This is a genomic window from Caballeronia sp. S22 (assembly GCF_964261745.1).
Taxonomy (GTDB): Bacteria; Pseudomonadota; Gammaproteobacteria; order Burkholderiales; family Burkholderiaceae; genus Caballeronia; species Caballeronia jiangsuensis.
On the sequence record NZ_OZ180039.1, the window covers coordinates 1,232,523 to 1,255,553 of the forward strand.

A 23,031-nucleotide genomic window follows, 5' to 3' on the forward strand; every position below is an offset into this window, starting at 1 on the left:
GATTTTTCTGACCGGGAAGTCGGGCTTCCCGGCCTGCGCCGTGGAGTTTCAGGTTAGAAGTATGAGCGCGGCGACCATCGCCGCGCCCTCATGCCGTGCTTCAGGCCGCGCGCAGCGGAACGTTGACCTGTCCCGGCTTGCGATTCGGCGCCATGCCGTTCGCGGCAAGCGTCTCGTCCGCGGTTTCGTACTGCACGCCGATACGGTAGATCTCGCGCGCTTCCTTGCCGCTCGCGATCTCGCGTCCCAGTTCGCGGGCCACGCGCACGCACTGCTCGATCTGCTGCACCGACGTGAAGCGATTGCCGTGCTGATCGATGATCGTGTCTTCGATGCCGCAGCGCGGATGCAGACCCATCGACATCGCCATCATGTTGAACGGCAGGACGTTTTTCAGCAGCGACTCGGCCGTGAGCGTGCAGCCATCCGGCGCGCGGTGGACGAAGTTGAAGAAGTTGAACGGGTTCGGGCCGTCGAAGCCGCCGCCGATGCCGATCCACGTCAGGTTCAGCGGCCCCTTGTAGACGCCCTTGCGCACGAGGCGTTCGAGCGTTTCCAGCGCATGGATGCCGGTGAGCTGGAAGTGCGGCTGGATGCCCGAAGCCTGCAGACGGCGCAGATGCTCCTCGACCCATGCGGGGCCGGCGGGCACGGTCATTTCGCTATAGGCGGCCATGAACGCGGGATTCGACAGCGACGTGCCTTCCAGATACTCCGGATACAGCAGCTCCATGATGTTCATCTGCGTCGTGTTGATCGCGACGGTCACCTGATCGGGCTTCGGATCGAGTTCGGCGAGCATGTGGCGCGTGTCGTCGGAGAGCCACTTGGCTGCCTGGCCGTCGTCTTCCGGCGCGAACGAGATCGAGCCGCCGACCTGGATGATCATGTCGGGAACGGCGGCGCGCACGCCCGCGATCAGCTCGTTGAACTTCGACAGGCGCTTGGAGCCCTTGCCGTCCAGCTCGCGCACGTGCAGATGCAGAACGGTGGCGCCGGCGTTATAGCAGTCGACCGCCTTCTGGACCTGTTCGTCCATCGTCACCGGAATATCTTCCGGGAAATCGGCCGGGGCCCATTCCGGACCGTACGGCGCGACCGTGATGACAACCTTGTCCTGGTTTTCGGGGTGAAGCGAATCGTCGAGAAATTGCATGTCTGGCTCCTGCTGAAAATGAATTCGATGTGAGATGTACTGCGCCGCGCCGCGCGGATATCAATAAGGCACGTCGCCGATGATTCCGGCACGCTCCATCTTTCGATGGCAAGGCGGATAGTCCATGACCGCGTAGTGCTGCGTGCTGCGGTTGTCCCAGATCGCGATGCTGTTCTTTTTCCAGCGCCAGCGAACCTGGTATTCGGGGATATACGCCTGGCTGATCAGGTAGCTCAGCAACTGGCCCGCGCCCGGATTGGCGTCCTGGCCGAAGCGCACGCGCGCGGGCGTGTGATAGTTCGTGAAGTGCGTAGTGAAGGCGTTGACGAAGAGGGTCGCTTCCTTCGTCTCCGGATGCGTGCGCACGACGGGGTGTTCCGCGTCCGGAAACTGGGCTTTCAGCGCGAGCCGCTTTTCGATCGGCATGGCAGCGCCGAAACTGGCTTCGATGCTGTGGCGCGCCCGCAGGTCGGCGATTTGCGCCTTGACATGCTCGGGCAGGTTCTCGTAGGCGAGGACCATATTGGCCCAGATCGTGTCGCCGCCGACGGGCGGCGTTTCGACGCAGCGCAGCACGCAGCCGAACGGCGGCGCGGCGCGCCAGGTGGCGTCCGTGTGCCAGGCGTTCTCGTAGCGGTCGTTGGGCTGGTCGGGATTCTTGTAGATTCGCACCAGACCCGGATGCTCCGGATCGCTGCCGGCGACCGGATGATCTTCCAGCTCGCCGAAGCGGCGGGCGAACGCGACGTGCTCGGCACGGGTGATGTCCTGATCGCGCAGGAACACCACGCGATGCTTGAGCAGCGTTGCGCGGATTTCCGCGAACAGGCCGTCATCGTGCACCGCATCGGCGATGCTGACGCCGGTCAGTTCCGCTCCGATCGCGCAGGTAATTTGTTCGACGCGCATTGTCTGTCTCCTCACACGACGAAAATGGATGAACCGGTGGTCTTGCGCGATTCGAGATCGCGATGCGCTTGTGCCGCATCCTGCAGCGCATAGCGCTGGTTGATCTCGATGCGAATGCGTCCGCTCGCGACGTGCCCGAAGAGTTCGCTTGCGAGCTCGCTCTTTTCGGCCGGATCGGCGATGTAGTCGGCGAGCGCGGGGCGCGTCAGATAGAGCGAGCCTTTCATCGCGAGCAACTGCGGATTGAACGGCGGAATCGGACCGGATGCGGTGCCGACGCAGACCATCAGGCCACGGCGGCGCAGCGAGTCGAGCGACGATTCGAACGTGTCTTTTCCGACGCTATCGAACACGACATTCACGCCCACGCCGTCCGTCAGTTCCCGCACGCGCTTCGCGACATCCTCGTGGCTGTAGTTGATGACGTGCGTGCAACCGTGCGCACGTGCGATTTCCGCCTTTTCGTCGCTAGACACCGTGCCGATGACCGTGACGCCCAGAAGGCGCGCCCACTGCGACACGATCAGCCCGACACCGCCAGCCGCGGCGTGCAGCAGGATGGAATCGCCCGATTTGAACGCATGGATGCGGCGCATCAGATACGAGGCGGTCAGGCCGCGCATGGTCATCGCGGCGGCGGTCGCGCATTCGATGCCCTCCGGCAGGCGGATGAGCGCTGCCGCAGGCGCGAGGCGCTCGGTGCTGTAGGCGCCGAGCGTGTTGATGAAACCGGTGTAGGTCACCCGGTCGCCCTCGCGCACCTGATCGACGCCCGCTCCGACGGCTTCCACCACGCCCGCCGCTTCCACGCCCATGCCGGCAGGCAGGGGGACCGGATACAGGCCGCTGCGGAAGTAGGTATCGGCGAAATTCAGGCCGACGGCCTCGTGACGCAGCCTGACCTGCCCGGGGCCGGGCATGCCGACCGGAACCTCTTCCCAGCGCAGGACTTCGGGGCCGCCCGTCTCGTGAAAGCGAATCGCATGTGCCATTTGTTTCTCCATTCATGCGCCCGAGCGGTCAGGCTCGCAGCGTGTACAGTGGTTTTCGCAGCCCGGAACCCGGTCGCAGCGCCGGCCGCTTCGATGCGGGCTGGCAGATGCTGATACCTGGCGTTATTACGCCGGATCGGCTGGTGTGTGAACTCATACGCATCGTAGTCCCGGATGGGCTTGCGCGACCCTCTCGCGTAGGGAGGGGTCCGCCCCCCGCCCGCCACCCCCTCCCGGCTCGGCGCGGGACTTCCGAAAAGCGGTTTTTTGCGCGCGCACGGTCTCACCCCGTCGCCCCTCCCACCGGGAGAGGGGCTGGAATCGCGTTCCTTTCGTATTCTTGCTACAAGCCTTCACACGCCGTCGCGATGCCGCCGGGTTGCGCCCGGTTCGCTGCCTCGGCGGCCATTCGAACGACGGGCCTGTGAAGCGCCCACCCACCGATTGCCCGGCCCTGACCACATTGTTGTGCATCGGGATGCGTGCAAGCCAACAAGATACGGAGACCTTATGAAGCGAAGCCTAACCAGCGCGGCGGTACTGCTGGCCTTTTCCGGAGCCGCACACGCGCAAAGCTCGATAACGCTGTACGGCGTAGTCGATTCCGGGCTGTTCTACCAAAGCACCGCGGCGGCGTCGTTCGCCCCGAACGCGCCCAATCTCGGCAAGGTCTATCGCTTCAAGGACGGCGGCATCTATTCGAGCGGCTGGGGTCTCAAAGGCACCGAGGACATCGGTGGCGGCTATCACATCAACTTCAAGCTGCAAAGCTCGTTCGACAGCGGCACGGGCAGATTCGGCCTGAGCGACACGCCGGGCGTCACGGCCCAGTTCAACCAGTATGCGACGCTCGGCGTTTCGGGGCCGTTCGGCAAGCTCGACGCGGGCCGCCAGATCGTCCCGATGATCTGGGCGATGTACGACACCGACGTGCGCGGCGCGCAGTACTTCGGCAGCATCCTGACCGCGTGGCTCGGCATGAATCAGGCCGCGGGCTGGCCGGGCACGAACACGAACGGCGCGATCGGCGCGCTGTACGACAGCAACGCGCTCGTCTACGAGTCGCCGAAGTTCTATGGCGCGTCGTTCGCGCTGGAGTACGCGCCCGGCGGCGTCCCCGGACATTTTCAGGGCGGCACGCGCGAGTCGGCCGTGCTCAAGTATTCGAACTACGGCCTGAACCTCGCCGCGGCGTACTACAACGGCCATGACGCCAATCCGTTTCCCGCGACCTATCCCGCCACCCCGGCGATTCCGGCGACGGGGCAAGCGAACAACCGATTTTTCTACGCTGGCGCCCAGTACACGTTTTACGGTTTCTCGGTGTCCGGTTCATACGGCCATGGCAAGAACCCGGCAAACAGCAATCGTGCCGATATCGATATGTATTCAGCTGGTCTCGGCTATCGATTCACCCCCGCTCTGAAGGTGACATCGGGTTTCTATTACCTGAAGGACAACAACAACTCGGCGAATCATTCGAGCGAGTTCGCGGTGGGCGCGGAATACAGCCTGTCCAAGCGCACGCTTGCCTATGCGCAGGTCGGCCATGTCGATAACCACGGAACGATGAATCAGACGATCGTGTACGGGCAGCCTGTGGCGCCCGGAACGTCGACGACGGCTGCGATGCTCGGCGTCCGCCACAACTTCTGACGCGCGGCCGCGCGACACGAAAATCCCGTGAACAATAAATGGAACAGTCCATGAAGAGCATCAAGCCATTCGGATCAGGTTTTGCGGCGTTGATCGTCCTGGCGTCGATCGGAGCCGCTTCTTATGCCGGCGACACCATCGCGGCCGCGAGCGCGCCTTCGGTTGCGTCGAGCGCGAGCGCGCCGGTCGCCACTCGCAAGGAAAATCGCGCGCTGCGCAAGCTCGTCTACGCCGAGTTCGCGAAAGACAAGAGCATCGACGCCGGCGATATCGGCGTCGGCGTGAAGGGCGGCGCGGTGACGCTGACCGGCACGGTGATCGACGCCGCGCAGATCGAGAAGGTCGGCGCCCTGGCGAAAGGCGTCCCCGGCGTCGTGTCGGTGACGAACAAACTGGCTATCAGGCGCAATTTCGCGCAGTAGTCCACGCGGCGCGCGGCCCTGCATCAAGGAAAATCAAGTGAATCACGACATGTTCGAACCCACCCAGTCGGCGTATGCGTACCCGCTGCTCATCAAGCATCTTTTGCACACACCGCTCGCGCACGCGCCCGATCAGGAGATCGTGTATCGCGGCGAGACGCGCCTCACTTACCGCGCGATGCGGGAGCGCATAGGGCGCCTCGCCAACGGTCTCGAACGGCACGGCGCGATCATGGGCAGCACCGTCGCGGTGATGGACTGGGACAGCCATCGCTATCTCGAATGCTATTTCGCCATTCCGATGATGGGCGCCGTGCTGCAGACGGTCAACGTGCGGCTCTCGCCGGCGGAGATCGCCTACACGATCAACCACGCGGGCGCGCAGATCCTGCTCGTCCACGCGGACTTCCTGCCGGTCATCGAATCGATCCGCGATCAGCTCGAATCGGTGCGCACCTTCATCCTGATCGAAGACGAAGGCAGCGCCGCCGCCGCGCACGCGATCCCGTTCGCGGACGAATACGAGAGCATGCTCGCCGCGAGCGAGTCCGCCTACGACTTCCCGGACTTCGACGAGAACACGCGCGCCACCACGTTCTATACGACGGGCACGACCGGCCTGCCCAAGGGCGTCTTCTTCTCGCACCGCCAGCTCGTGCTGCACACCATCACGGGAATGGCCGCGCTCGCGAGCCCGGTCTCGGGACAGCGCTTTCATCGCGGCGACGTCTACATGCCGATCACGCCGATGTTCCACGTTCACGCGTGGGGTATGCCGTACATCGCGACCGTGCTGGGCGTGAAGCAGGTCTATCCCGGCCGCTACGTGCCCGAGCGGCTCGTCGCTCTGGTGCGCGATGAAGGCGTCACGTTCTCGCATTGCGTCGGCACCATCATGCACATGCTGCTCAATTGCGGCGAAGCGAAGAGCGTCGATCTCAGCGGATGGAAAGTGGTCATCGGCGGGGGCGCGCTGCCTCAGGGCCTCGCGCGCGCGGCGCTAGATCGCGGCATCGATATCTTCGCGGGCTATGGCATGTCCGAGAGCTGCCCCCTGATGAGTCTCGCGCAGCTAAAGCCCGGCAGCGAGACGCTCGACCTCGACGAGCAGGTGCCTCTGCGCTGCAAGACGGGCCTGCCGCTGCCGCTCGTCGATCTGCGCATCGTGAACGAGGAAGGCGCCGACGTCGCACACGATGGCCGTGCGAGCGGCGAGGTGGTCGTGCGCGCGCCGTGGCTCACGCAAGGCTATCTGAAGGATGCCGACGCGTCGGAAAAGCTCTGGGAAGGCGGCTATCTGCATACGCAGGACATCGCGAACATCGATACGAACGGGTATCTGCAGATCACCGACCGCATCAAGGACGTGATCAAGTCCGGCGGCGAGTGGGTTTCGTCGCTCGAGATCGAGAATCTGATCTCGCTGCATCCGGGCGTCTCCGAAGTGGCCGTAATCGGCGTGAAGGACGAGAAGTGGGGCGAACGGCCCGTGGCGCTGATCGTGCGCAAGCCGCAGTTCACGCCAGCCGTATCGGAAGACGACATCAGGAATCACGTCCTCGGGTTCAGCGAATCCGGACGGATTTCGAAGTACGCCGTGCCGCAGGTCGTGAGGATCGTCGATCAGCTCGAAAAGACGAGCGTCGGCAAATTGAACAAGAAGCGGTTGCGCGAACAGTTCGCGTGATCGCTCGAAGGAAAGTTAAAGCATGAGCATGACTGGATACAGCATGGCGACGATCGATGAGTTCGTCGGCCGTGAACTGGGTGTGTCGGAGTGGGTCGTCGTCGACCAGGCACGCATCGACGCATTCGCGCATTGCACCGGCGACACGCAATGGATTCACATGAACGAGGAGCGCGCGAAGCGCGAGGGTCCGTTCGGCGGCACGATCGCGCACGGCTACCTGACGCTTTCGCTGCTGGCGACGCTCGCGATCGAAGTGGGCATCATCCCGGCGGATGCGTCGGCGGCCCTGAACTATGGGCTCGACAAGGTGCGTTTCATGGCGCCGGTCCGATCCGGCTCCCGCGTCAGAAGCCGCGTGATGCTGACGGATGTCGAAAGGAAGAGCGGCGGACGGATCATCGTCAGGGCGGACAACGCGTTGCAGGTGGAAGGCGAGGAAAAGCCCGCGCTGATCGCTCAGACGCTCGTGATGATTCTGGCGTGATGGGTGAGCAAGGATGAAAGTTCGGAGATCGAGATGGCAGCAAACATGAACAGCGGCAACGACGACATCACGGCTGGCGCAACCGACGGCATGCTCGGGCCCAACCCGTTCGTCGGGCTGCGCGCCATCGATATGCTCGCCGCCGCCCGGCAGATCGGCACGCAGGCGATGCTGCATCCCGCGCTGCTGCTGGACCAGACCGCGGCGCTCGCGCGCGATCTGACGTCGGCGGTGAGCGGCAAGGAAACGTCCACGCCGGAACGGGGCGACAAACGTTTCGCCGATCCGGCATGGCGCGATCAGCCGCTGTACCGCACGACGTTGCAGGGCTATCTGGCCTGGCGCGACGCGCTTGCGGGATTCGTCGAGCGTTCTGCGCTGGACGACCGGAACAAGGAACGCGCGCAGTTCGTGATGTCGCTCGTGACGGACGCGCTCGCACCGACCAACACGCTGGCGGGCAATCCCGTGGCGCTTCGCAAGGCCGTGGAATCGGGCGGCGCGAGCGTCGTCGCCGGCATGAGAAACATGCTCGCCGATACGCTCGGCAACAAGGGCATGCCGTCCCAGGTCGACAAGCGCGCGTTTCGGGTCGGCGGGAATCTCGCCACGACCTCGGGCGCGGTCGTGTTTCGCAACGAAGTGCTCGAACTCGTTCAATACACGCCGGCGACGCCGAACGTCTACGCGCGTGCGCAACTGATCGTGCCGCCGCAGATCAACAAGTTCTACGTCTTCGATCTGTCGGCGAACAAGAGCATCGTCGAGTATCTGGTGAAGAGCGAGTTCCAGGTATTCGCCGTGAGCTGGCGCAATCCGGGCGAGGAACATCGCGACTGGGACATGGACACGTATGTCGCCGCGCTCATCGAAGCGATTCAGGCGGTGCGCGACATCACCGGCAACCCGGACGTGAACCTGCACGGCGCGTGCTCCGGCGCGATGACGATCTCGGCGCTGCTCGGCCATCTGGCCAGCCGTGGCGACAAGTCGGTCAACGCGGCCACGCTGATGGTGGCGGTGCTGGACAGCACCTCGCCGTCGCAACTCGGGCTCTTCACCACGCCCGAGACCGTCGAGATCGCCAAGCGCAACAGCAAGGCCAAGGGCGTTTTGGCCGGCGAGGAAATGGGCCGCGTGTTCGCCTGGATGCGTCCCAACGATCTGGTGTGGAACTTCTGGATCAACAACTATCTGCTCGGCGAAGCGCCGCCCGCCTTCGATGTCCTTTACTGGAACAACGACGCGACGCGTCTGTCCGCGAAGATGCACGGCCAGTTGCTCGACATCTTCATGGGCAATCTGCTGAGCACGCCCGGAGCGCTCAACGTCCTCGGCACGCCGGTCGATCTGTCCGCGGTCAACTGCGACACCTACGTCATGGCGGGCATGACCGATCACATCACGCCGTGGAAAGGCGTCTACAACACGGCGCGCGCATTCGGCGGAAAAACGCGCTACGTGCTGAGTTCCAGCGGCCATATCCAGAGCCTCATCAATCCGCCGGGCAATCCGAAGGCGAAGTTCTTCCGCAACGACGAATTGCCCGAAGACGCCGACACATGGCTCGCCGGCGCGAAGCCCGAAGCAGGGTCGTGGTGGAGCGACTGGCGCGAGTGGCTCGCCGCGCGTTCCGGCGAACGACGCGCGGCGCCGAAGTCGCTCGGCAACAGACGGCACAAGCGACTCGCCGACGCACCCGGAACCTATGTTCTGGAGGCTTGATTAGCGGTTTCAGACCCGCAGTCGACAGCCGACAAGCGCATCGAAAAAAAACGCCGCGCACCCGCGCGGCGTTCCGTTTATATCCACATGGAAAAGAACGATGAAAACTGTGCGCACAATGGACATTCAGACCGTCACGATGGACGGTCAACTGCTTCGCGTCGGCATCTGGCGAGGCAGCGATGCTTCGCCGCCGCTCGTCATCTTCAATGGCATCGGCGCCAATCTCGAACTGGTACAGCCGTTCGTCGATGCACTCGGCGACGTGGAAGTCGTGATTTTCGATATTCCGGGCGTGGGAGGTTCGCCCGCGCCGCTCGTGCCGTATCGCTTTTCCACGCTGGCGGTGCTCACCGACAAGCTGCTCTCGCATCTCGGCTATGACGGGCAAGTGGATGTGCTCGGGGTATCGTGGGGCGGCGCGCTTGCGCAGCAGTTCGCGTATCTGTATCCGTACCGCTGCCGGCGGCTGGTGCTGGCCGCCACGTCGCCGGGCGTCATCATGGTGCCCGGACGGCTTTCCGTGCTCTCGAGGCTGATCGGCGCGCGGCGTTATCGCGATCCGGATTATCTGCGCGAAGTCGGCGCGGAGATCTATGGCGGCGCATACCGGCGCGATCCCGAACTTCTGGAGGAACACGGCCGCCATATTCAGGCGCCGGGCGGACGCGGGTACGTGTATCAGCTACTCGCCACATGTGGATGGAGCAGCCTGCTCTGGCTCGGTTCTCTGCGCCAGCCGACCCTCGTCATGCATGGCGACGACGATCCGATCGTCCCGCTCGTCAACGCGAAGATCATAGCCAGCCGGATTCGTCAGGCGACGCTGCACGTCATCGAGGACGGCCATCTCTTCCTCATCACACAGACGAGTGTGGTGGGTCCGTTGGTGCGCAACTTTCTGCTGGCGGGTTAGTTATCAAGGGCGGAGATCGGGCGGCAAAACGCGCCGCCCGATCTCCGCCGCTCGCTCAGAACTGGTCTTCGGCGAGCGCGAACATGCCCTGATCGCCCTTGGCGCTGACGATCGACGCTTCCAGCGCGACGGCCTGCGGCAGCACATGGTCCGCGAAGAAATGCGCCGTCGCGATCTTCGCGCCGTAGAACGCGGGATCGTCGGCGCGCCGGGCATTCGCCACGATCAGCGCGCGCGCCATCTGCCAGCCCGACAGCACGATGCCCGCGAGCTTCAGATAAGCCACGCCGCCCGCAAACACGGCATTGGGATCGTCTTTCGCTTTGCGCAGCACGAAGTCGACGGTGCTCGCAAGCGCGGCGCGTCCGGCCGTGAGTCGCCGATGCATCGCGTCGAACGGAGCGCCGTCGTGCTGTTGGAGCGCGGCGAGCGTCTCGTCGATCTGCGCGAGGATCGCGCGCACAGCCGCGCCGCCGTCGCGGACCGTCTTGCGGCCGATCAGGTCGTTGGCCTGGATCGCGGTGGTGCCTTCGTAGATCGTCAGGATGCGTGCGTCGCGAAGATGCTGCGCCGCGCCGGTCTCCTCGATGAAACCCATGCCGCCATGCACCTGCACGCCGAGGCTCGTGACGTCGATCGACATCTCCGTGCTCCAGCCCTTCACGATCGGCACGAGGTATTCGTAGATCGCGGAATGAAACGCGCGCGTGTCGGCGTCGGCGGCGTGATGCGCGAAGTCCGAGTGCGCAGCCGCGACATAGGCCAGTGCGCGGGCGCCTTCGGTCAGCGCGCGCATCGTCGAGAGCATGCGGCGCACGTCGGGGTGCCGGATGATGGCGACGGACTGTTTCGCGGAACCATCGACGGGACGGCTTTGCACACGATCCTTCGCATACGCGGCGGCCTGCTGGTACGCGCGATCGGACACCGCGATGCCCTGCACGCCCACCGCGAAGCGCGCCGCGTTCATCATGATGAACATGTATTCGACGCCGCGATTTTCCTCGCCGATCAGATAGCCGGTCGCGCCGCCATGATCGCCATATTGCAGCACGGCCGTCGGGCTCGCCTTGATGCCGAGCTTGTGTTCGATCGATACGCAATGCACGTCGTTGCGCTCGCCGGGCGAGCCGTCTTCGTCGATGAGAAATTTCGGCACGAGAAAGAGCGAGATGCCCTTGACGCCCTCGGGCGCGCCCGGCGTGCGCGCAAGCACGAGATGGACGATGTTCTCCGCCATGTCGTGCTCGCCATACGTGATGAAGATCTTGGTGCCGAAGACCTTGTACGTGCCGTCGCCTTGCGGCTCGGCGCGTGTGCGCACCAGCGCGAGGTCGGAGCCTGCCTGCGGCTCCGTGAGGTTCATCGTGCCGGTCCATTCGCCCGAGATGAGCTTCGGCATGTAACGCTGCTTCAGTTCGTCGGAGCCTGCGGTGAGCAGCGCTTCGATCGCGCCGTCGGTCAAGAGCGGGCAGAGCGCAAACGACATGTTCGCGGCGTTCAGCATTTCGATGCACGGCGTCGCGATGAGCTTCGGCAGCCCCTGTCCGCCGAAGTCGGCCGGATGCACGACGCCCTGCCAGCCGCCTTCCCCGTACTGCCGAAATGCTTCCTTGAAACCGGGCGTCGTCGTGACCTTGCCGTCATGCCACTCGCTCGGATGTTTGTCGCCTTCGGCGTTGAGCGGCGCAAGCACCTCGCCGTTGAACTTCGCGGCTTCGTCGAGCACGGCCTGCGCGATTTCGAGCGTGGCGTCTTCGAAGCCCGGCAGCGCGGAAACGCTCGCCACGTCGGCGAGCTCCTCGATCACGAACAACATGTCCTTCAATGGGGCGGTATAGCTCAAAGTGTTTCTCCGGTGGCATCGATTCGACGGCTGCGGCAAGGCCTCGTCGTCAGAATGAGCCGAGGCAGATGCGCGGAAACGACTCGAGATCGGCGTGAGCGCCGCGAGCGATCGCTGGTCGATGCCTGATGTGTTGGGAAGTGCGCTGGGCTGATCTTAGAACGGGGATGTTCCGGCGCGCACCTCTCGCGGAGGGAGGGTTACTTCTTTCTCTTTTGACTGGCCAGCTTCACGATATCGCCCGTCGGCGCGCTGGTCATGAGCCGTCGAAGTTCTTCGAGCTCCACCCAGCGGCATTTGGAGATTTCATTGTTCGGACGCGGCTTCGCCCGGCTCGGGATATCGCAATAGAAGACGTGATGATGTTTCTGCTTGCTCTTGAAGTCGAAAAGGTATTTCGCCGATTTGCCGGAGAGCTGCGTTTCTTCCTTGAGTTCCCGAAGCGCCGCGTCGGGCAGATGCTCGCCCCGTTTGAGCATGCCACCCGGCAGAGCCCATTTGGACTCTCTTGCGACGAGCAAAATTCGTTTGCCTTTTCGACAGATGACGGTGGCGCGTTTCTTCAAGACTTGAACTCCGCGTTTTATTCTGATGTCGATTGCTGGAAGTCTCCGGCTGCGCGCAGCCCGGCGTCGATCGAGATAACCGACGCCTGAACCTTGACACGCGCAGCGTGCGCCAATGCTATTACAAAAGCAGGCCAATTCGCCAACGATAAATTAACCAGCGACGAATTTGAATTTGACTGTGTGACATAAAAGCGTCATCGAAATCCTGCCGTCGATCTTGTCGGGGCGATACCCGTCCTACAGCAGCCTTGACGCCGCCTTCAGACGGCGCTTCTGTTCCTTCTTGAGCAACCGGAGCGCTGCGTCGGTGCTCGTTCCTTCAGGCAATGATCCTCGATGCGCCGTCAGTAGCGCGCGGCTGGCGACGACGTCGTTCAATCCGCCGAAGCGCTTTTGTATCCGCTTCAGCTCCTTCAGACCCTTGCGCTGGTTTTTCTGCAAGAGCGGTTCGAAGAATTCGATGAGGTAACGGACCTTTTTCCCGGCCTTGCGGACATCGTGATACGAGTCGTATTCTGAGCGGCCCGCTTTCGACGCGTGTCGCATACGTTTCTTGAGCTGCTTCTGCGCCGTGGATATGCGCTTACGCGCGAATTTGGTCAAGGGCGTACGCGCCGGGGAGGTGTTCAACTCACGGTTCGCTTCGCTGATTGCTGCGCGCAGCAGTTTCGTCAGATCCGAGTTCAGGAGCGTCTCGCGACTTTGATCCGCGGTTTGCGCTCTGTTTTGCCTGAACGCGCCCAGCAGTTCTTCGTCACACTTTTTTCCGACGAGACTGATCAGGATGTCCCAGTCGCGCGTGTTCCCTGCCGCGCTCGCGAGAAATTTCAAAACGGCGCGCTGCTCGTTGTCGAATTGCTCGTCGAGGATGGGGCGGTAGGCCCACAGCAGCGTGCGCAGCCGGCGCAACGCGACGCGCAACTTGTGCAGTTTCTCGGCGTCGGCGGTGTCTTTGAGCGCCGACGCTTCCTCGATGGCCTCGTGCACCAGCGGCTCGGCGTACGTTGCGAAGTTCGCTTCGGCTACTGATTCGCGCTCCACGGCGCGGTGGGTATCGTCCGTCGTCATAGCAGTGTCTCCGCATTTTCAGTGATCCTGTCCCTGAGGCAAAATGCGTGCCCCCGACGCGGCGCAGTTCTTTGTGGAGCGGCTGCATCGAATCACGATAGGTCCAGGCCGGAATCGCACGGAAAAGCACGCTCGCGCTATCGGCCCCGAGCCTCGTGATATGCTCCGCAGGGTGTCACGCAGGAGGTTACACCCGACATGACCGTTGCGGCCATTTCCCATATTGCTGATCAACACCGCGAGGTTCGCCACCCTGGCGTTCTTCTCAAGGACTTCGTGCTGCCGCGTCTTGGTCTCTCCGTGAGCCAGGCGGCGCGGGATCTGGGCGTGTCTCGTCAGACGCTGCACCGAATCTTCGACGCCAGCGCGAGTCTCACCCCCGAGATGGCGGTGCGGCTGGAAGCGCTCTGCGGAATCTCGGCCCTGTTCTGGCTTCAACTGCAATGCACCCATGATCTGCGCGACGCTCGCGCATCGTTGGCGGATGCACTGCCGCAAATTCCAAGATATCGGCTTTCTCGCACGGCGATGAAGCAGCTCGGAGCAACCGATGGACGCTAATATCGCAACGCCACAATATGCCCGAACGGGCGTCTCAGGACTCGACGACATTCTTGTCGGCGGGCTGAGCAAAGGGAACGTGTTCCTGTTGGAGGGCAGTCCCGGCACCGGCAAGACAACCATCGCGCTCAGCTTTCTGATGGCCGGTGCGGAAGCGGGCGAGCCATGTCTCTACATCACGCTTTCGGAAACGGCATCGGAGTTGCGCAACGGCGCTTTGTCGCACGGCTGGAGCCTCGGCGACGAGATCAGCATTTTCGAAGTGAGTCCCTCTGAAAACCTGCTCGATCCGGATCAGCAGCAAACGCTGCTCTATTCCTCGGATCTCGAACTGGGTGAGACGACGCGGCTGATACTCGGGGAATTCGAGCGCGTCAGGCCGAAGCGCGTCGTGATCGACAGCCTCTCCGAAATCCGCTTGCTTGCGCAAAGCTCCTTGCGTTACCGCCGGCAGATTCTCGCGTTCAAACATTACTTCGCAGGGCGCGACGCTACCGTGCTGCTGCTCGACGATCTGACTTCCGAAGCTGCGGACAAGACGGTTCATAGCGTGGCGCATGGCGTCATCAAGCTGGAGGAACTGTCGCCGCAGTACGGAGCGGAGCGGCGTCGTCTGAGGGTGCTCAAATATCGCGGTCAGCAGTTTCGCGGCGGTTACCACGACTTCGCAATCAGGAAGGGCGGCGTGTCGGTGTTTCCACGGCTCGTCGCCGGCGAACATCGCACGAGCTTCGCGCGTACCCAGATGACGAGCGATGTGACCGAACTGGATGCATTGCTTGGCGGCGGTGTCGAGCAAGGATCGAGCACCCTGATTCTCGGACCGGCAGGCACCGGCAAGAGCCTCTTCGCGCTGCAGTTCATTGCCGCAGCCGTGAGGCGAGGCGAGAAGGCCGCACTCTTCGTGTTCGACGAAGAACTCGGACTGCTGTTCGACCGGGTTCGGGTCATGGGCATCGACCTCGAAGCGATGAGAGACGCCGGCAGTCTCCATATCGAACAGGTCGATGCCGCGGAGCTGTCGCCGGGCGAGTTCGCGCATCGTGTGCGCGCGAGCGTCGATACCGCGCGCGCAAAGACGGTCGTCGTCGATAGCCTCAACGGCTATCAGGCCGCAATGCCCGAAGAGAACGCGCTCGTGCTCCATGTGCACGAGCTGCTGCAGTATCTGAACCGGCAGGGCGCGAACACGTTTCTGACGGTCGCGCAGCACGGCCTCGTCGGCGACATGAAAGCGCCGGTCGATGTGACCTATCTCGCCGATACAGTCATCCTGCTGCGCTACTTCGAGGCGCTCGGCCGGGTACGGCGCGCCGTTTCGGTCATCAAGAAGCGCACGGGCGCGCACGAAGAATCGATACGCGAGTTTCGCATCGGCAAGAAAGGGCTGGTCCTGGGAGCGCCGCTGGAAGACTTTCAGGGGGTGCTGCGCGGTGTGCCCACGTTCGTCGGGAACTCGGCGCCATTGCTTACTCCGAAGGAAGGCTAAGGCCGCATGTTCGAATTCGATCGATGTCCGGTGCTCCTGCTCACGCCTTCGGGGCGCGACTTCGCCGTCGCGCAGACACTCCTGGCGGCGGCCGGAATCGACTCGGCGGCGTGCGCGGACGTGCCGCAACTGGGTTCGAAGCTGGCGGACGATGTCTGTTGCGCGATCGTCGCGGACGAAGCCCTGAATGGCGTCGATCTTGTCGCGCTCTCCAGATGGGTATCGTCCCAGCCGCCCTGGTCGGACTTTCCGTTCGTCGTCCTGACGCGGCGCAGTGGCGGCGCCGACCGCAGGCCGATGGCCGAACGGCTCACGCAAGCGCTCGGCAATGTCACGTTCATCGAACGGCCTTTTCATCCGACGACCTTCGTGAGCGTGGTCGAGACAGCGGTGCGCGGGCGGCATCGCCAGTTCGACGCACGGGCGCGGATTCGCGAACTGCACGAAGGCGAAGCACGCTTGCGTACCGCGCTGACCGCCGGGCAACTTGGTTCCTGGACCCTGGACCTCGCTACGCCGACACTCACGGCATCCGCGACCTGCAAGGCGATCTTCGGGCGCGGAGAGAACGACAGTTTCACGTACGAGGAACTGCGCGCGAGCGTTCATCCGGAAGATCGGGAGCGCATGCAGGCGGCGGTCATGCGCAGCATCGAAACAGGTTGCGACTATGCCATCGAATATCGCAATGTCTGGCCGAACGGCACCGTGCATTGGGTAGACATCCGGGCGCGTGTCGTTCGCGACGACCTCGGCCGGATCACGCAGCTCGTCGGTGTGTCGTCGGATATCACGCCGCGAAAGTCCGCCGAGGATCAGTTGCGGCGCTTGAACGAGTCGCTCGAAGGAAAGGTGCTGGAGCGCACGGCGCAACTGGAACACGCGCATCAGGCCGTCCTCGATGAAATCCGGCAACGCGAGCACACGGAAGATCTGCTTCGGCAAATTCAGAAGCTCGAAATGATCGGCCAGTTGACGGGCGGCATCGCTCACGACTTCAACAATCTCCTGATGGCGATCATGGCGAACCTGGAGCTCGTGCGAAAGGAGGTGCCGCCTGGAGAGAAGGCGGGACGTCTGGTGGAAGGTGCGCTCAAGGGCGCGCAACGCGGCGCGGCGCTCACCCAGCGATTGCTCGCGTTCGCACGACAGCAGGTTCTCAAGGTCGAACCCGTCAGGATGCCGGCGCTGGTGCACGGCATGTCGGACCTGCTCGAACGCTCGATCAGTTCGATGATCGAATTGACGATCAATACCGCGGACGAAATTCCCTTCACGCTGGTCGATGTCAATCAGGTCGAACTTGCAATCCTGAACCTCGTTGTCAATGCGCGCGACGCGATGCCCGATGGCGGCGTGATCGTCATCAGCGTGGCGCTCGCCCATTCATCGGGCGATGGTGAACTGACCGAGGGCGATTATGTCCGGGTCACGGTGAGCGACACGGGTACGGGCATGGACGCCGCGACGCTCGCGAAAGCCACGGAACCGTTCTTCACGACCAAGGAAGTGGGCAAGGGCACGGGGCTTGGCCTCTCGATGATCCACGGTCTCGCGCGCCAGTTACAAGGGGCGCTGCGTCTCGAAAGCATGGTTGGACAAGGCACGTGTGCATCGCTTTGGCTTCCGGTTTCCGAGAGCGGAGTGGCCGAAGCGGAGATGCCGATCAGACCAGCGGACAACATTTCCACCGAAACGCCGCCGGTACGAGCGACCATTCTGGTGGTCGATGACGACCCGCTCATCGCATCCAGCACTTCGTATCTTTTGCAGGATCTCGGACAAGAGGTCATCGAAGCGAACTCCGGTGAAGCCGCGCTTGAGATTTTGCGAAGCGGCCGCGAAGTCGATGTCCTGCTCACTGATTTTTCGATGCCGAGAATGACCGGCCTTGAGCTGGCCAACGCGGCGCGCACGCTCAGGCCCATGCTGCCCGTCATTCTGGCGACAGGGTATGCCGAACTGCCGGAAGGCGCGGAAGCGAATCTGCCGAGACTGCGCAAGCCGTATCAGCAGAGTCAGCTCTTGATGGAGATCGCCAAGGCGGTCGCGCCCAGGCATTGACGGCCCGAGGCCGCGCGTGCGGCCTCAGGCGTCAACTCGTATCAGACCGAACGTTTGGCGGACGCGCGCGTAGTCTTCGCGATTTCGCCGCTCGCATCCAGAACGGTTGCGCTCGTGTCGCGCGCGGCGTCGCTGGCGGTGTCGGCCAGATTCGTGATGAGTTCGCCCGACGATTGCGCGGCCGTTCTGACATCGTCGGTTGCGGCGTTCGCCATGTCGCCGAGCTTGATGCCGTTGCGCTCGTATTGATTGCGCACCTCGCCGATCATGTCGTCTTGCGTCGACGTGATGATCGACAGCGCATGCTGGCTGTATGAAGCGGCCTTCTGGGGAAGCTGCGCGAACATGACCGACTGCCAGCCGAGCACGTCGCCGGCGCCTGCTTCATCGCCCGCGCGCAAGAGCGCGTTGCTTTCCTCGACCACTTTACGAACCGTCTGCACGTTCAATTCCGTGAGCGCCTGCAGACCGCTCGCAAAGCGCCCGGTGACGTTGAGAAGCACTTGCAGGTTCGCACGCGCGATCGACGGAATCTGATAAGCGAATTGACCGGGATACTGGAACATTGACCACTCCTTTAAAGAGTCGAATGAATTTCGGTAAAAACGATGCGCAGACGGAAGCAGCCTGCCGATCGCTCTTTTAGTCTTCGTGTGGAGTCTGATTACCTCATCGCGATATGACAGCCGCGTGCACGCGCGACGAAAAACACGCACGCGACGTCGGACCATGACGTATCTCACGTCTGAGACGAGGCGAGTACGCGGCGGTTCCCATGTCGCGATGAAAATCTCGAGCACGCTCGGTCTAAATCCGTCGTGCGCACTCATTGGATATCGATAGCGGTACGATGGGTCCACATCCCCGCCGGGCGGAATGCGCTTTGCTATGCAAGTCGAGGAAGAATCATCTTCCTGTTCCTTAAAAACAGAGGCACGCATGGACGACTTCGAGACCATCTATATCGGCAGCGAAGACCCGGATGCGCTCGACGCTCGCATGCTATGCGACGAACGGCAGATTTACCTTGCGGCCATGACGGGCCAGAACGCGCAGCACGGCATCGCTTCAGGCGATCTGCGCAGCATGCGCGCCCGCTTCGTCGTAGCGAGAAACGCGATGGGCGAAGCAATGGGATGCGGCGCCATACGACGCCATAGCTACCACGTCGCCGAGGTGCGGCTGTTCTATGTTCGTCCGCGGTATCGCGGCCTCGAAGCGAGCTTGCTGTGCTATCTCGAAGAGCAGGCGCGCTTGCTTGGCTATCACATGCTGCGGCTTTCCGCGATGCCGGCTGAACGGAGTGCGTCGCGGGCCTGCGAAGCGAGCGGGTATCGTCGCGTGCCGGCCGATCCGGACAGTCTTCAACCGGGCGAAACCGTGTGCTTCGAGAAACCGCTCGGTGTCGCCGATACGTGGACTGTGACGCCCGCAACGAAGTGACGGGTTTATCGTCGATGTCAGCCGGCGTCAGCCGCGTACCAGCGGCCCGTTTCCGGCGACACAGCGGCTGGTGCGCCGTTCAACCAGACTTGCTCTTCATCCGGTTGCGGTTCGGTCGAAGAGGCGACGTCGAAGGTCATCTCGAGTGCTCGCGCAACGTTGCTGTCTTCGATGGGAAGTTCCCAGGTCAGAAATATTTGGACGAAATCCCGGTCCGGCGCAAAGTCGGACGCACTGAAACTGTCGCTGTGGCGCTGAATGACACCATGAGGCTGGGCCGTATCGAAGATCACAGCGGTTCCGCGGACGAGTGGAATGCGGCGGCCCGTAGAAGGAAAATGCACGTCCAGACCTTTGTCCTCGCTCAGGAAGAGATTGCAAAAGGCCGCGCCGCCGTATTGCGCACCGTCATGGTGATATCGCGCCCCACGACAGGCCATCAGCGCCACGTCACTCGAGGCAAGCACGCCCGGCATTCCGAGCGCGGATGTCCAGTCGGACACTCCCTTCACGCACTGCCTGTAGTCCGGCCAGCGCGCGCGAGCCCGCGCCAGCGGCATTTCCTCGACATCCCCGGGTTCCAGAACGAGTCGCGTCGATGTCTCCCTTTGCCAATCCGCAAGCAGGCTCGCGGAGGGCACGGGCACGTCGAGCACGTCCGATAAAACGATGTCGCTTATGCGCCGGCTGCGGATGGCGTCGCCGCTCCAGAAGAAAGAAGTCAGCATGTCTCGAGTCGATGCCGTCGAAGAGGAATTCATCCGCGAATTGTACCGATCCGGCGCTGTCCTCATCGTTCCTCACGCGGCGGCGAACGCGCGTACCGCGATGTGCTCGGCGATCATCATCGTCGTCAGATTGGTCGGCGCGCTCGGGATGCCGGGCATGATGGACGCATCGACGACCATCAGGCCTTCGATGCCGTGAACGCGGCCGTTGCTATCGACCACGCCATCGTCGCCCATCGGCGCGGTGGATGTCGGATGCGCATACGCATCGAGATTGCCGAGGATCACGGATTCGAGATCCGCGTCGGACACGGACGCGCCGGGCGTCATCTCTTGCGCGACCATCGCCGAAAACGCCTTCGAGCGGCCGATACTGCGCGCGATCTTCACGCACTCGATCATGCGGCGGCGGTCGCGTCCGGTCGTCAGAAAGTTATAGACGATCTTCGGCGCGCTGCGCGGATCGCGATCCTTCAGGCGCACGTAGCCGACGGATTCGGGCTGCGTCACCGATGCCGCGAGCACGAGCGCGCCGCCCGTGGGCGATTGCGCCGGATCGAACAGATGCGTCGCGGAGACATGCAGATCGAGATCGCCGGGCGTCGCCTCGGACGAAGCCGCCCACAGAATCGCGCCTGCCGCGGGAAACATGCCGTTCGCGCCGGGCTTCAGCGCATAGATGTTGTAGTAGAACGGATGCTCCTGAAGGCGCTCGCCAACGGGCAAATTCGCGACGAGCGGAATGCCGAGCGCGTTCAGATGCGCCGCCGGTCCGATGCCCGAACGCATCAGGATGGCGGGGCTGCCGAACGCCCCCGCGCAGAGGATCACGGTGCGCGCGCGATAGTGCTTGCCGTTCACGTCGATGAGGCCGGTCGCGCGCCCGCCCTCCATCGACACGCGATCGATCTCGACGCCGCCCTCGATCGTGAGATTGGAGCGCGCACGCACGCCGTCGTCGAGGAACGCGATGCCCGTATTGATGCGACGGCCGGAAATCACGTTCAGCGGATACGGCGACACGCCTGCCTGTTCCTCGCCGTTGAAATCCTCGACATACGCGAAGCCGCATTCGAGCGCGCCATCGACGAAACCGTTGACGGCCGGCGTCAGTTCGTGACGGCGCCGCTGGCGCACGGGCAGCGGGCCGTGACGTCCCCGATAACGATCGTCGCCGTCGGGCGTGTTCTCGATCGCCTTGAAGCAGTCGAGCACGTCGTCGAAGCGCCAGCCTTCGAGACCGCGCGCCGTCCACTTGGCGAAGTCCTCGGGGCGCGCGCGCATCGCGACGGCCGCGTTGATGGACGAGCAGCCGCCGAGCGCCTTCGCGCGCCACGCCGCAATGTTCTGCCCGCCTTCGAACGTGTCGGCGCGATAGCCCCAGTCGTGCGCCGCATCGCCGGCGGCATGATCGGCGTTCCATAGCACGGCGGGAAACGCGTTGGGCCGATACGCATTGCCCGCTTCGAGCAGCAGCACGCGGCGCGACGGTTCGCTGCTGAGCCGGTTCGCGAGCACCGCGCCCGCCGAACCGCCGCCGACGATGACGATGTCGTATTCGCCGTTCATCGCGCGAACCCCGCGGCGACCTGGCCCATCAGCGTGGCGAACGGCATGTCGAGCGCGGCGTAGACTTCCAGCGCTTTCGGATCGGCGTTGTCGGCCATGATTTCGACCATCAGCGTCGCATAGTCCGAGACTTCGATGCCGAGCGCCGTCAGACGCGCGAGTCCCGCTTCGTGCTTGTACGCGCTGAAGGTGCCGCAGGCATCGAGCGCGACGACGGGTTGATACCCTTCCTCGCGTGCCGAGATCGCCGGCAGCGACGCGCAGACTTCGAAGCTCAGCCCCGCGATGATCAGATGGTCGCGTTGCGCCGCCTTCACCTTGTCGACGAAACGCGGCTCGTCCCATGCGTTGACGGTCGAGCGGTCGAGAATCTGCGCATCGCCGAGGGCGGCGCGCAGTTCGGGGATCGTCGGCCCCCACATACTGTCGCGCGCCGTCGTCACCGCGATGACGGGCAGGCCGAGCGCCTTCGCGGCCTTCGCCAGGCCGACCACGTTGTGCTTCAGTTCGCCGACCCCGATATCGCGCACGCCGGTGAAGAGTCCGACCTGATGATCGATCAGGAGCACGGCGGTGTTGTCGCGGGTCATGCGGGTTCTCGTCTGGGGCTTCATCATCGTCTCCGTGGTTGGGTCAGAACGGAGCTTAGACGTCTGGCTGGCCGAGACAAGACGTCGCGCGTGGACGCTGCGTGCAACACATTGGACGACGGATAGCCGGGCCAATGACGAAGACTTGAACGCAGCGTCCGAGGCACTGGATGACGCCCCGTGTAACATGCCTGACGCTTGCCACGCCAATCACGTCACACGTATTCGGGAACGCGCACATGCTGGATCTCAACGACATGTACTACTTCGTGCAGGTGGTCGATCACAAAAGCATCACGGCTGCGGCGCGCTCGCTTGCGCTGCCGAAATCGACGATCAGCTATCGTGTGAATCAGCTCGAAGCGCAACTCGGCGTGCGGCTCATCAATCGCACTTCACGTCAGTTCGCGGTGACGGAGATCGGCGCGGAATTCTATGCTCACGCGCGCTCGATGCTTCAGGAAGCGCTCGCGGCGGAGTCGGTCGTGCGTCAGCGCATGTTGTCGCCGAGCGGACTGGTGCGGATATCGACGGCCGTCGCGACCGCGCAGTTCGCGTTGCGCCACGTGTTGCCGCGCTTCTGCGATCGCTTTCCGAAGGTGCGTCTGATGCAGCGTCTGTCCGATGTCGAAGTCGATGTCGTCGCGGAGGGCTTCGACATCGCGATTCGCGCGCATAGCCAGCCCTTGCAGGATTCGACGCTGATTCAGCGTCCGCTCGCGCCGACGCCGTGGATGCTCTTCAGCAGCCCGGACTTCTTCGACGGTGCGACCTTGCCCGAAGAACCCGCGGACATCGCGGAGCGACGCTCGCTCTTCATGATGCGCGACGGCGTGCCCCACGAATGGACCATGCGCCGCGACGAGACGGTGCGCACCGTGCGCGTGTCGCCCGTATTGATGACGAGCTGCATGCTCACGCTCAAGGACGCGGCCGTGGCCGGGCTGGGCATTGTCGCGTTGCCCGGCTATGTGTGCAGGGAGGAACTCGCCCAGGGACGCCTCATGCGTGTCCTGCCCGAATGGACCTGCGGCGATGCGCAACTCACCGCGCTCGTGCCGTATGGGCAGAATCAGTTGCCTTCAGTGCGCGCGTTGCTGGATTTTCTCGTGCAGGAGATTCCGCCGTTGCTGTCGATGGAGGGGTAACGCGCG

At 63.4% G+C, this 23,031-nt stretch carries 21 protein-coding genes; 11 read left to right on the forward strand and 10 right to left on the reverse strand.

All coding sequences use genetic code 11. From position 1 onward, the window contains the following. Positions 1–100: 100 nt before the first annotated feature. Genes ACEN42_RS37235 through ACEN42_RS37245 form a run of 3 tightly spaced genes read right to left on the reverse strand, consistent with a single transcriptional unit; the run spans position 101 to position 3,057 of the window. The gene (locus ACEN42_RS37235; protein WP_035499034.1) at positions 101–1,156 is read right to left on the reverse strand and encodes a 3-keto-5-aminohexanoate cleavage protein; all 1,056 of its coding nucleotides are present in this window, start codon (positions 1,154–1,156) and stop codon (positions 101–103) included. Between the two features lie 60 nt (positions 1,157–1,216). Beyond that, positions 1,217–2,065 carry a TauD/TfdA family dioxygenase gene (locus ACEN42_RS37240; protein WP_035499033.1) on the reverse strand — a complete coding sequence of 283 codons (849 nt, stop codon included), beginning with the start codon at positions 2,063–2,065 and terminating at the stop codon, positions 1,217–1,219. Positions 2,066–2,076: 11 nt separating this feature from the next. After that, the gene (locus tag ACEN42_RS37245; RefSeq protein ID WP_371882577.1) at positions 2,077–3,057 is read right to left on the reverse strand and encodes a quinone oxidoreductase; all 981 of its coding nucleotides are present in this window, start codon (positions 3,055–3,057) and stop codon (positions 2,077–2,079) included. Between the two features lie 510 nt (positions 3,058–3,567). Between ACEN42_RS37245 and ACEN42_RS37250 the strand changes: the two genes are divergently transcribed. From ACEN42_RS37250 to phaZ, 6 genes are all read left to right on the forward strand, one after another. After that, positions 3,568–4,713 carry a porin gene (locus ACEN42_RS37250; RefSeq protein ID WP_187603633.1) on the forward strand — a complete coding sequence of 382 codons (1,146 nt, stop codon included), beginning with the start codon at positions 3,568–3,570 and terminating at the stop codon, positions 4,711–4,713. 50 nt (positions 4,714–4,763) lie between these two features. After that, positions 4,764–5,135, forward strand: a complete 372-nt coding sequence (locus ACEN42_RS37255) for a BON domain-containing protein (RefSeq protein ID WP_371882578.1) — start codon at positions 4,764–4,766, stop codon at positions 5,133–5,135. A gap of 49 nt (positions 5,136–5,184) precedes the next feature. Next, positions 5,185–6,822 carry a fatty acid--CoA ligase gene (locus tag ACEN42_RS37260; protein ID WP_371883199.1) on the forward strand — a complete coding sequence of 546 codons (1,638 nt, stop codon included), beginning with the start codon at positions 5,185–5,187 and terminating at the stop codon, positions 6,820–6,822. A gap of 22 nt (positions 6,823–6,844) precedes the next feature. Beyond that, complete coding sequence (locus ACEN42_RS37265; RefSeq protein WP_371882579.1) at positions 6,845–7,309, forward strand: MaoC family dehydratase; 465 nt, start codon at positions 6,845–6,847, stop codon at positions 7,307–7,309. Between the two features lie 33 nt (positions 7,310–7,342). Beyond that, positions 7,343–9,034, forward strand: coding sequence for an alpha/beta fold hydrolase (locus ACEN42_RS37270; protein WP_371882580.1), 1,692 nt, complete (start codon positions 7,343–7,345; stop codon positions 9,032–9,034). Between the two features lie 100 nt (positions 9,035–9,134). Continuing rightward, entirely contained in the window at positions 9,135–9,950 is an 816-nt protein-coding gene (gene phaZ / locus ACEN42_RS37275; protein WP_371882581.1) for a poly(3-hydroxyalkanoate) depolymerase, read from the forward strand. Positions 9,951–10,005: 55 nt separating this feature from the next. On the opposite strand, the gene ACEN42_RS37280 is transcribed toward phaZ, so the two are convergent. From ACEN42_RS37280 to ACEN42_RS37290, 3 genes are all read right to left on the reverse strand, one after another. Next, positions 10,006–11,796 carry an acyl-CoA dehydrogenase gene (locus tag ACEN42_RS37280; RefSeq protein ID WP_371882582.1) on the reverse strand — a complete coding sequence of 597 codons (1,791 nt, stop codon included), beginning with the start codon at positions 11,794–11,796 and terminating at the stop codon, positions 10,006–10,008. A 200-nt stretch (positions 11,797–11,996) separates the two neighbouring features. Then, positions 11,997–12,362: an NUDIX hydrolase gene (locus ACEN42_RS37285; RefSeq protein WP_187603627.1), complete on the reverse strand. Its 366-nt coding sequence runs from the start codon at positions 12,360–12,362 to the stop codon at positions 11,997–11,999. Between the two features lie 240 nt (positions 12,363–12,602). Continuing rightward, positions 12,603–13,433: a CHAD domain-containing protein gene (locus ACEN42_RS37290; RefSeq protein ID WP_374191226.1), complete on the reverse strand. Its 831-nt coding sequence runs from the start codon at positions 13,431–13,433 to the stop codon at positions 12,603–12,605. Positions 13,434–13,631: 198 nt separating this feature from the next. On the opposite strand from ACEN42_RS37290, the gene ACEN42_RS37295 reads away from it, so the two are divergent. The 3 genes from ACEN42_RS37295 to ACEN42_RS37305 are packed head-to-tail and all read left to right on the forward strand — an operon-like array spanning position 13,632 to position 17,547. After that, entirely contained in the window at positions 13,632–13,994 is a 363-nt protein-coding gene (locus tag ACEN42_RS37295) for a HigA family addiction module antitoxin (protein ID WP_371882584.1), read from the forward strand. Beyond that, positions 13,984–15,483: an ATPase domain-containing protein gene (locus tag ACEN42_RS37300; RefSeq protein WP_238289393.1), complete on the forward strand. Its 1,500-nt coding sequence runs from the start codon at positions 13,984–13,986 to the stop codon at positions 15,481–15,483. The genes ACEN42_RS37295 and ACEN42_RS37300 overlap by 11 nt, the downstream gene beginning before the upstream one ends. Before the next feature lie 6 nt (positions 15,484–15,489). Continuing rightward, a complete protein-coding gene (locus ACEN42_RS37305) occupies positions 15,490–17,547 on the forward strand; it encodes an ATP-binding protein (RefSeq protein ID WP_238289391.1) in 2,058 nt (685 codons plus the stop codon). Positions 17,548–17,588: 41 nt separating this feature from the next. On the opposite strand, the gene ACEN42_RS37310 is transcribed toward ACEN42_RS37305, so the two are convergent. Further along, positions 17,589–18,113, reverse strand: a complete 525-nt coding sequence (locus tag ACEN42_RS37310) for a phasin family protein (protein ID WP_371882585.1) — start codon at positions 18,111–18,113, stop codon at positions 17,589–17,591. Positions 18,114–18,486: 373 nt separating this feature from the next. Here ACEN42_RS37310 and ACEN42_RS37315 point away from each other — a divergent pair, with 373 nt between their 5' ends. Beyond that, positions 18,487–18,990, forward strand: a complete 504-nt coding sequence (locus ACEN42_RS37315; protein ID WP_371882586.1) for a GNAT family N-acetyltransferase — start codon at positions 18,487–18,489, stop codon at positions 18,988–18,990. Between the two features lie 17 nt (positions 18,991–19,007). On the opposite strand, the gene ACEN42_RS37320 is transcribed toward ACEN42_RS37315, so the two are convergent. From ACEN42_RS37320 to ACEN42_RS37330, 3 genes are all read right to left on the reverse strand, one after another. Continuing rightward, entirely contained in the window at positions 19,008–19,718 is a 711-nt protein-coding gene (locus ACEN42_RS37320) for a hypothetical protein (protein ID WP_371882587.1), read from the reverse strand. A 72-nt stretch (positions 19,719–19,790) separates the two neighbouring features. Further along, entirely contained in the window at positions 19,791–21,287 is a 1,497-nt protein-coding gene (locus ACEN42_RS37325; RefSeq protein ID WP_371882588.1) for a GMC family oxidoreductase, read from the reverse strand. Beyond that, positions 21,284–21,877 (reverse strand): isochorismatase family protein, encoded by a 594-nt coding sequence (locus ACEN42_RS37330; protein WP_371882589.1) that lies wholly within the window; start codon positions 21,875–21,877, stop codon positions 21,284–21,286. The genes ACEN42_RS37325 and ACEN42_RS37330 overlap by 4 nt, the downstream gene beginning before the upstream one ends. Before the next feature lie 239 nt (positions 21,878–22,116). Here ACEN42_RS37330 and ACEN42_RS37335 point away from each other — a divergent pair, with 239 nt between their 5' ends. Then, on the forward strand, positions 22,117–23,025 hold the full coding sequence (locus tag ACEN42_RS37335; protein WP_371882590.1) for a LysR substrate-binding domain-containing protein: 909 nt from the start codon (positions 22,117–22,119) through the stop codon (positions 23,023–23,025). The last annotated feature ends 6 nt before the right edge of the window (positions 23,026–23,031 follow it).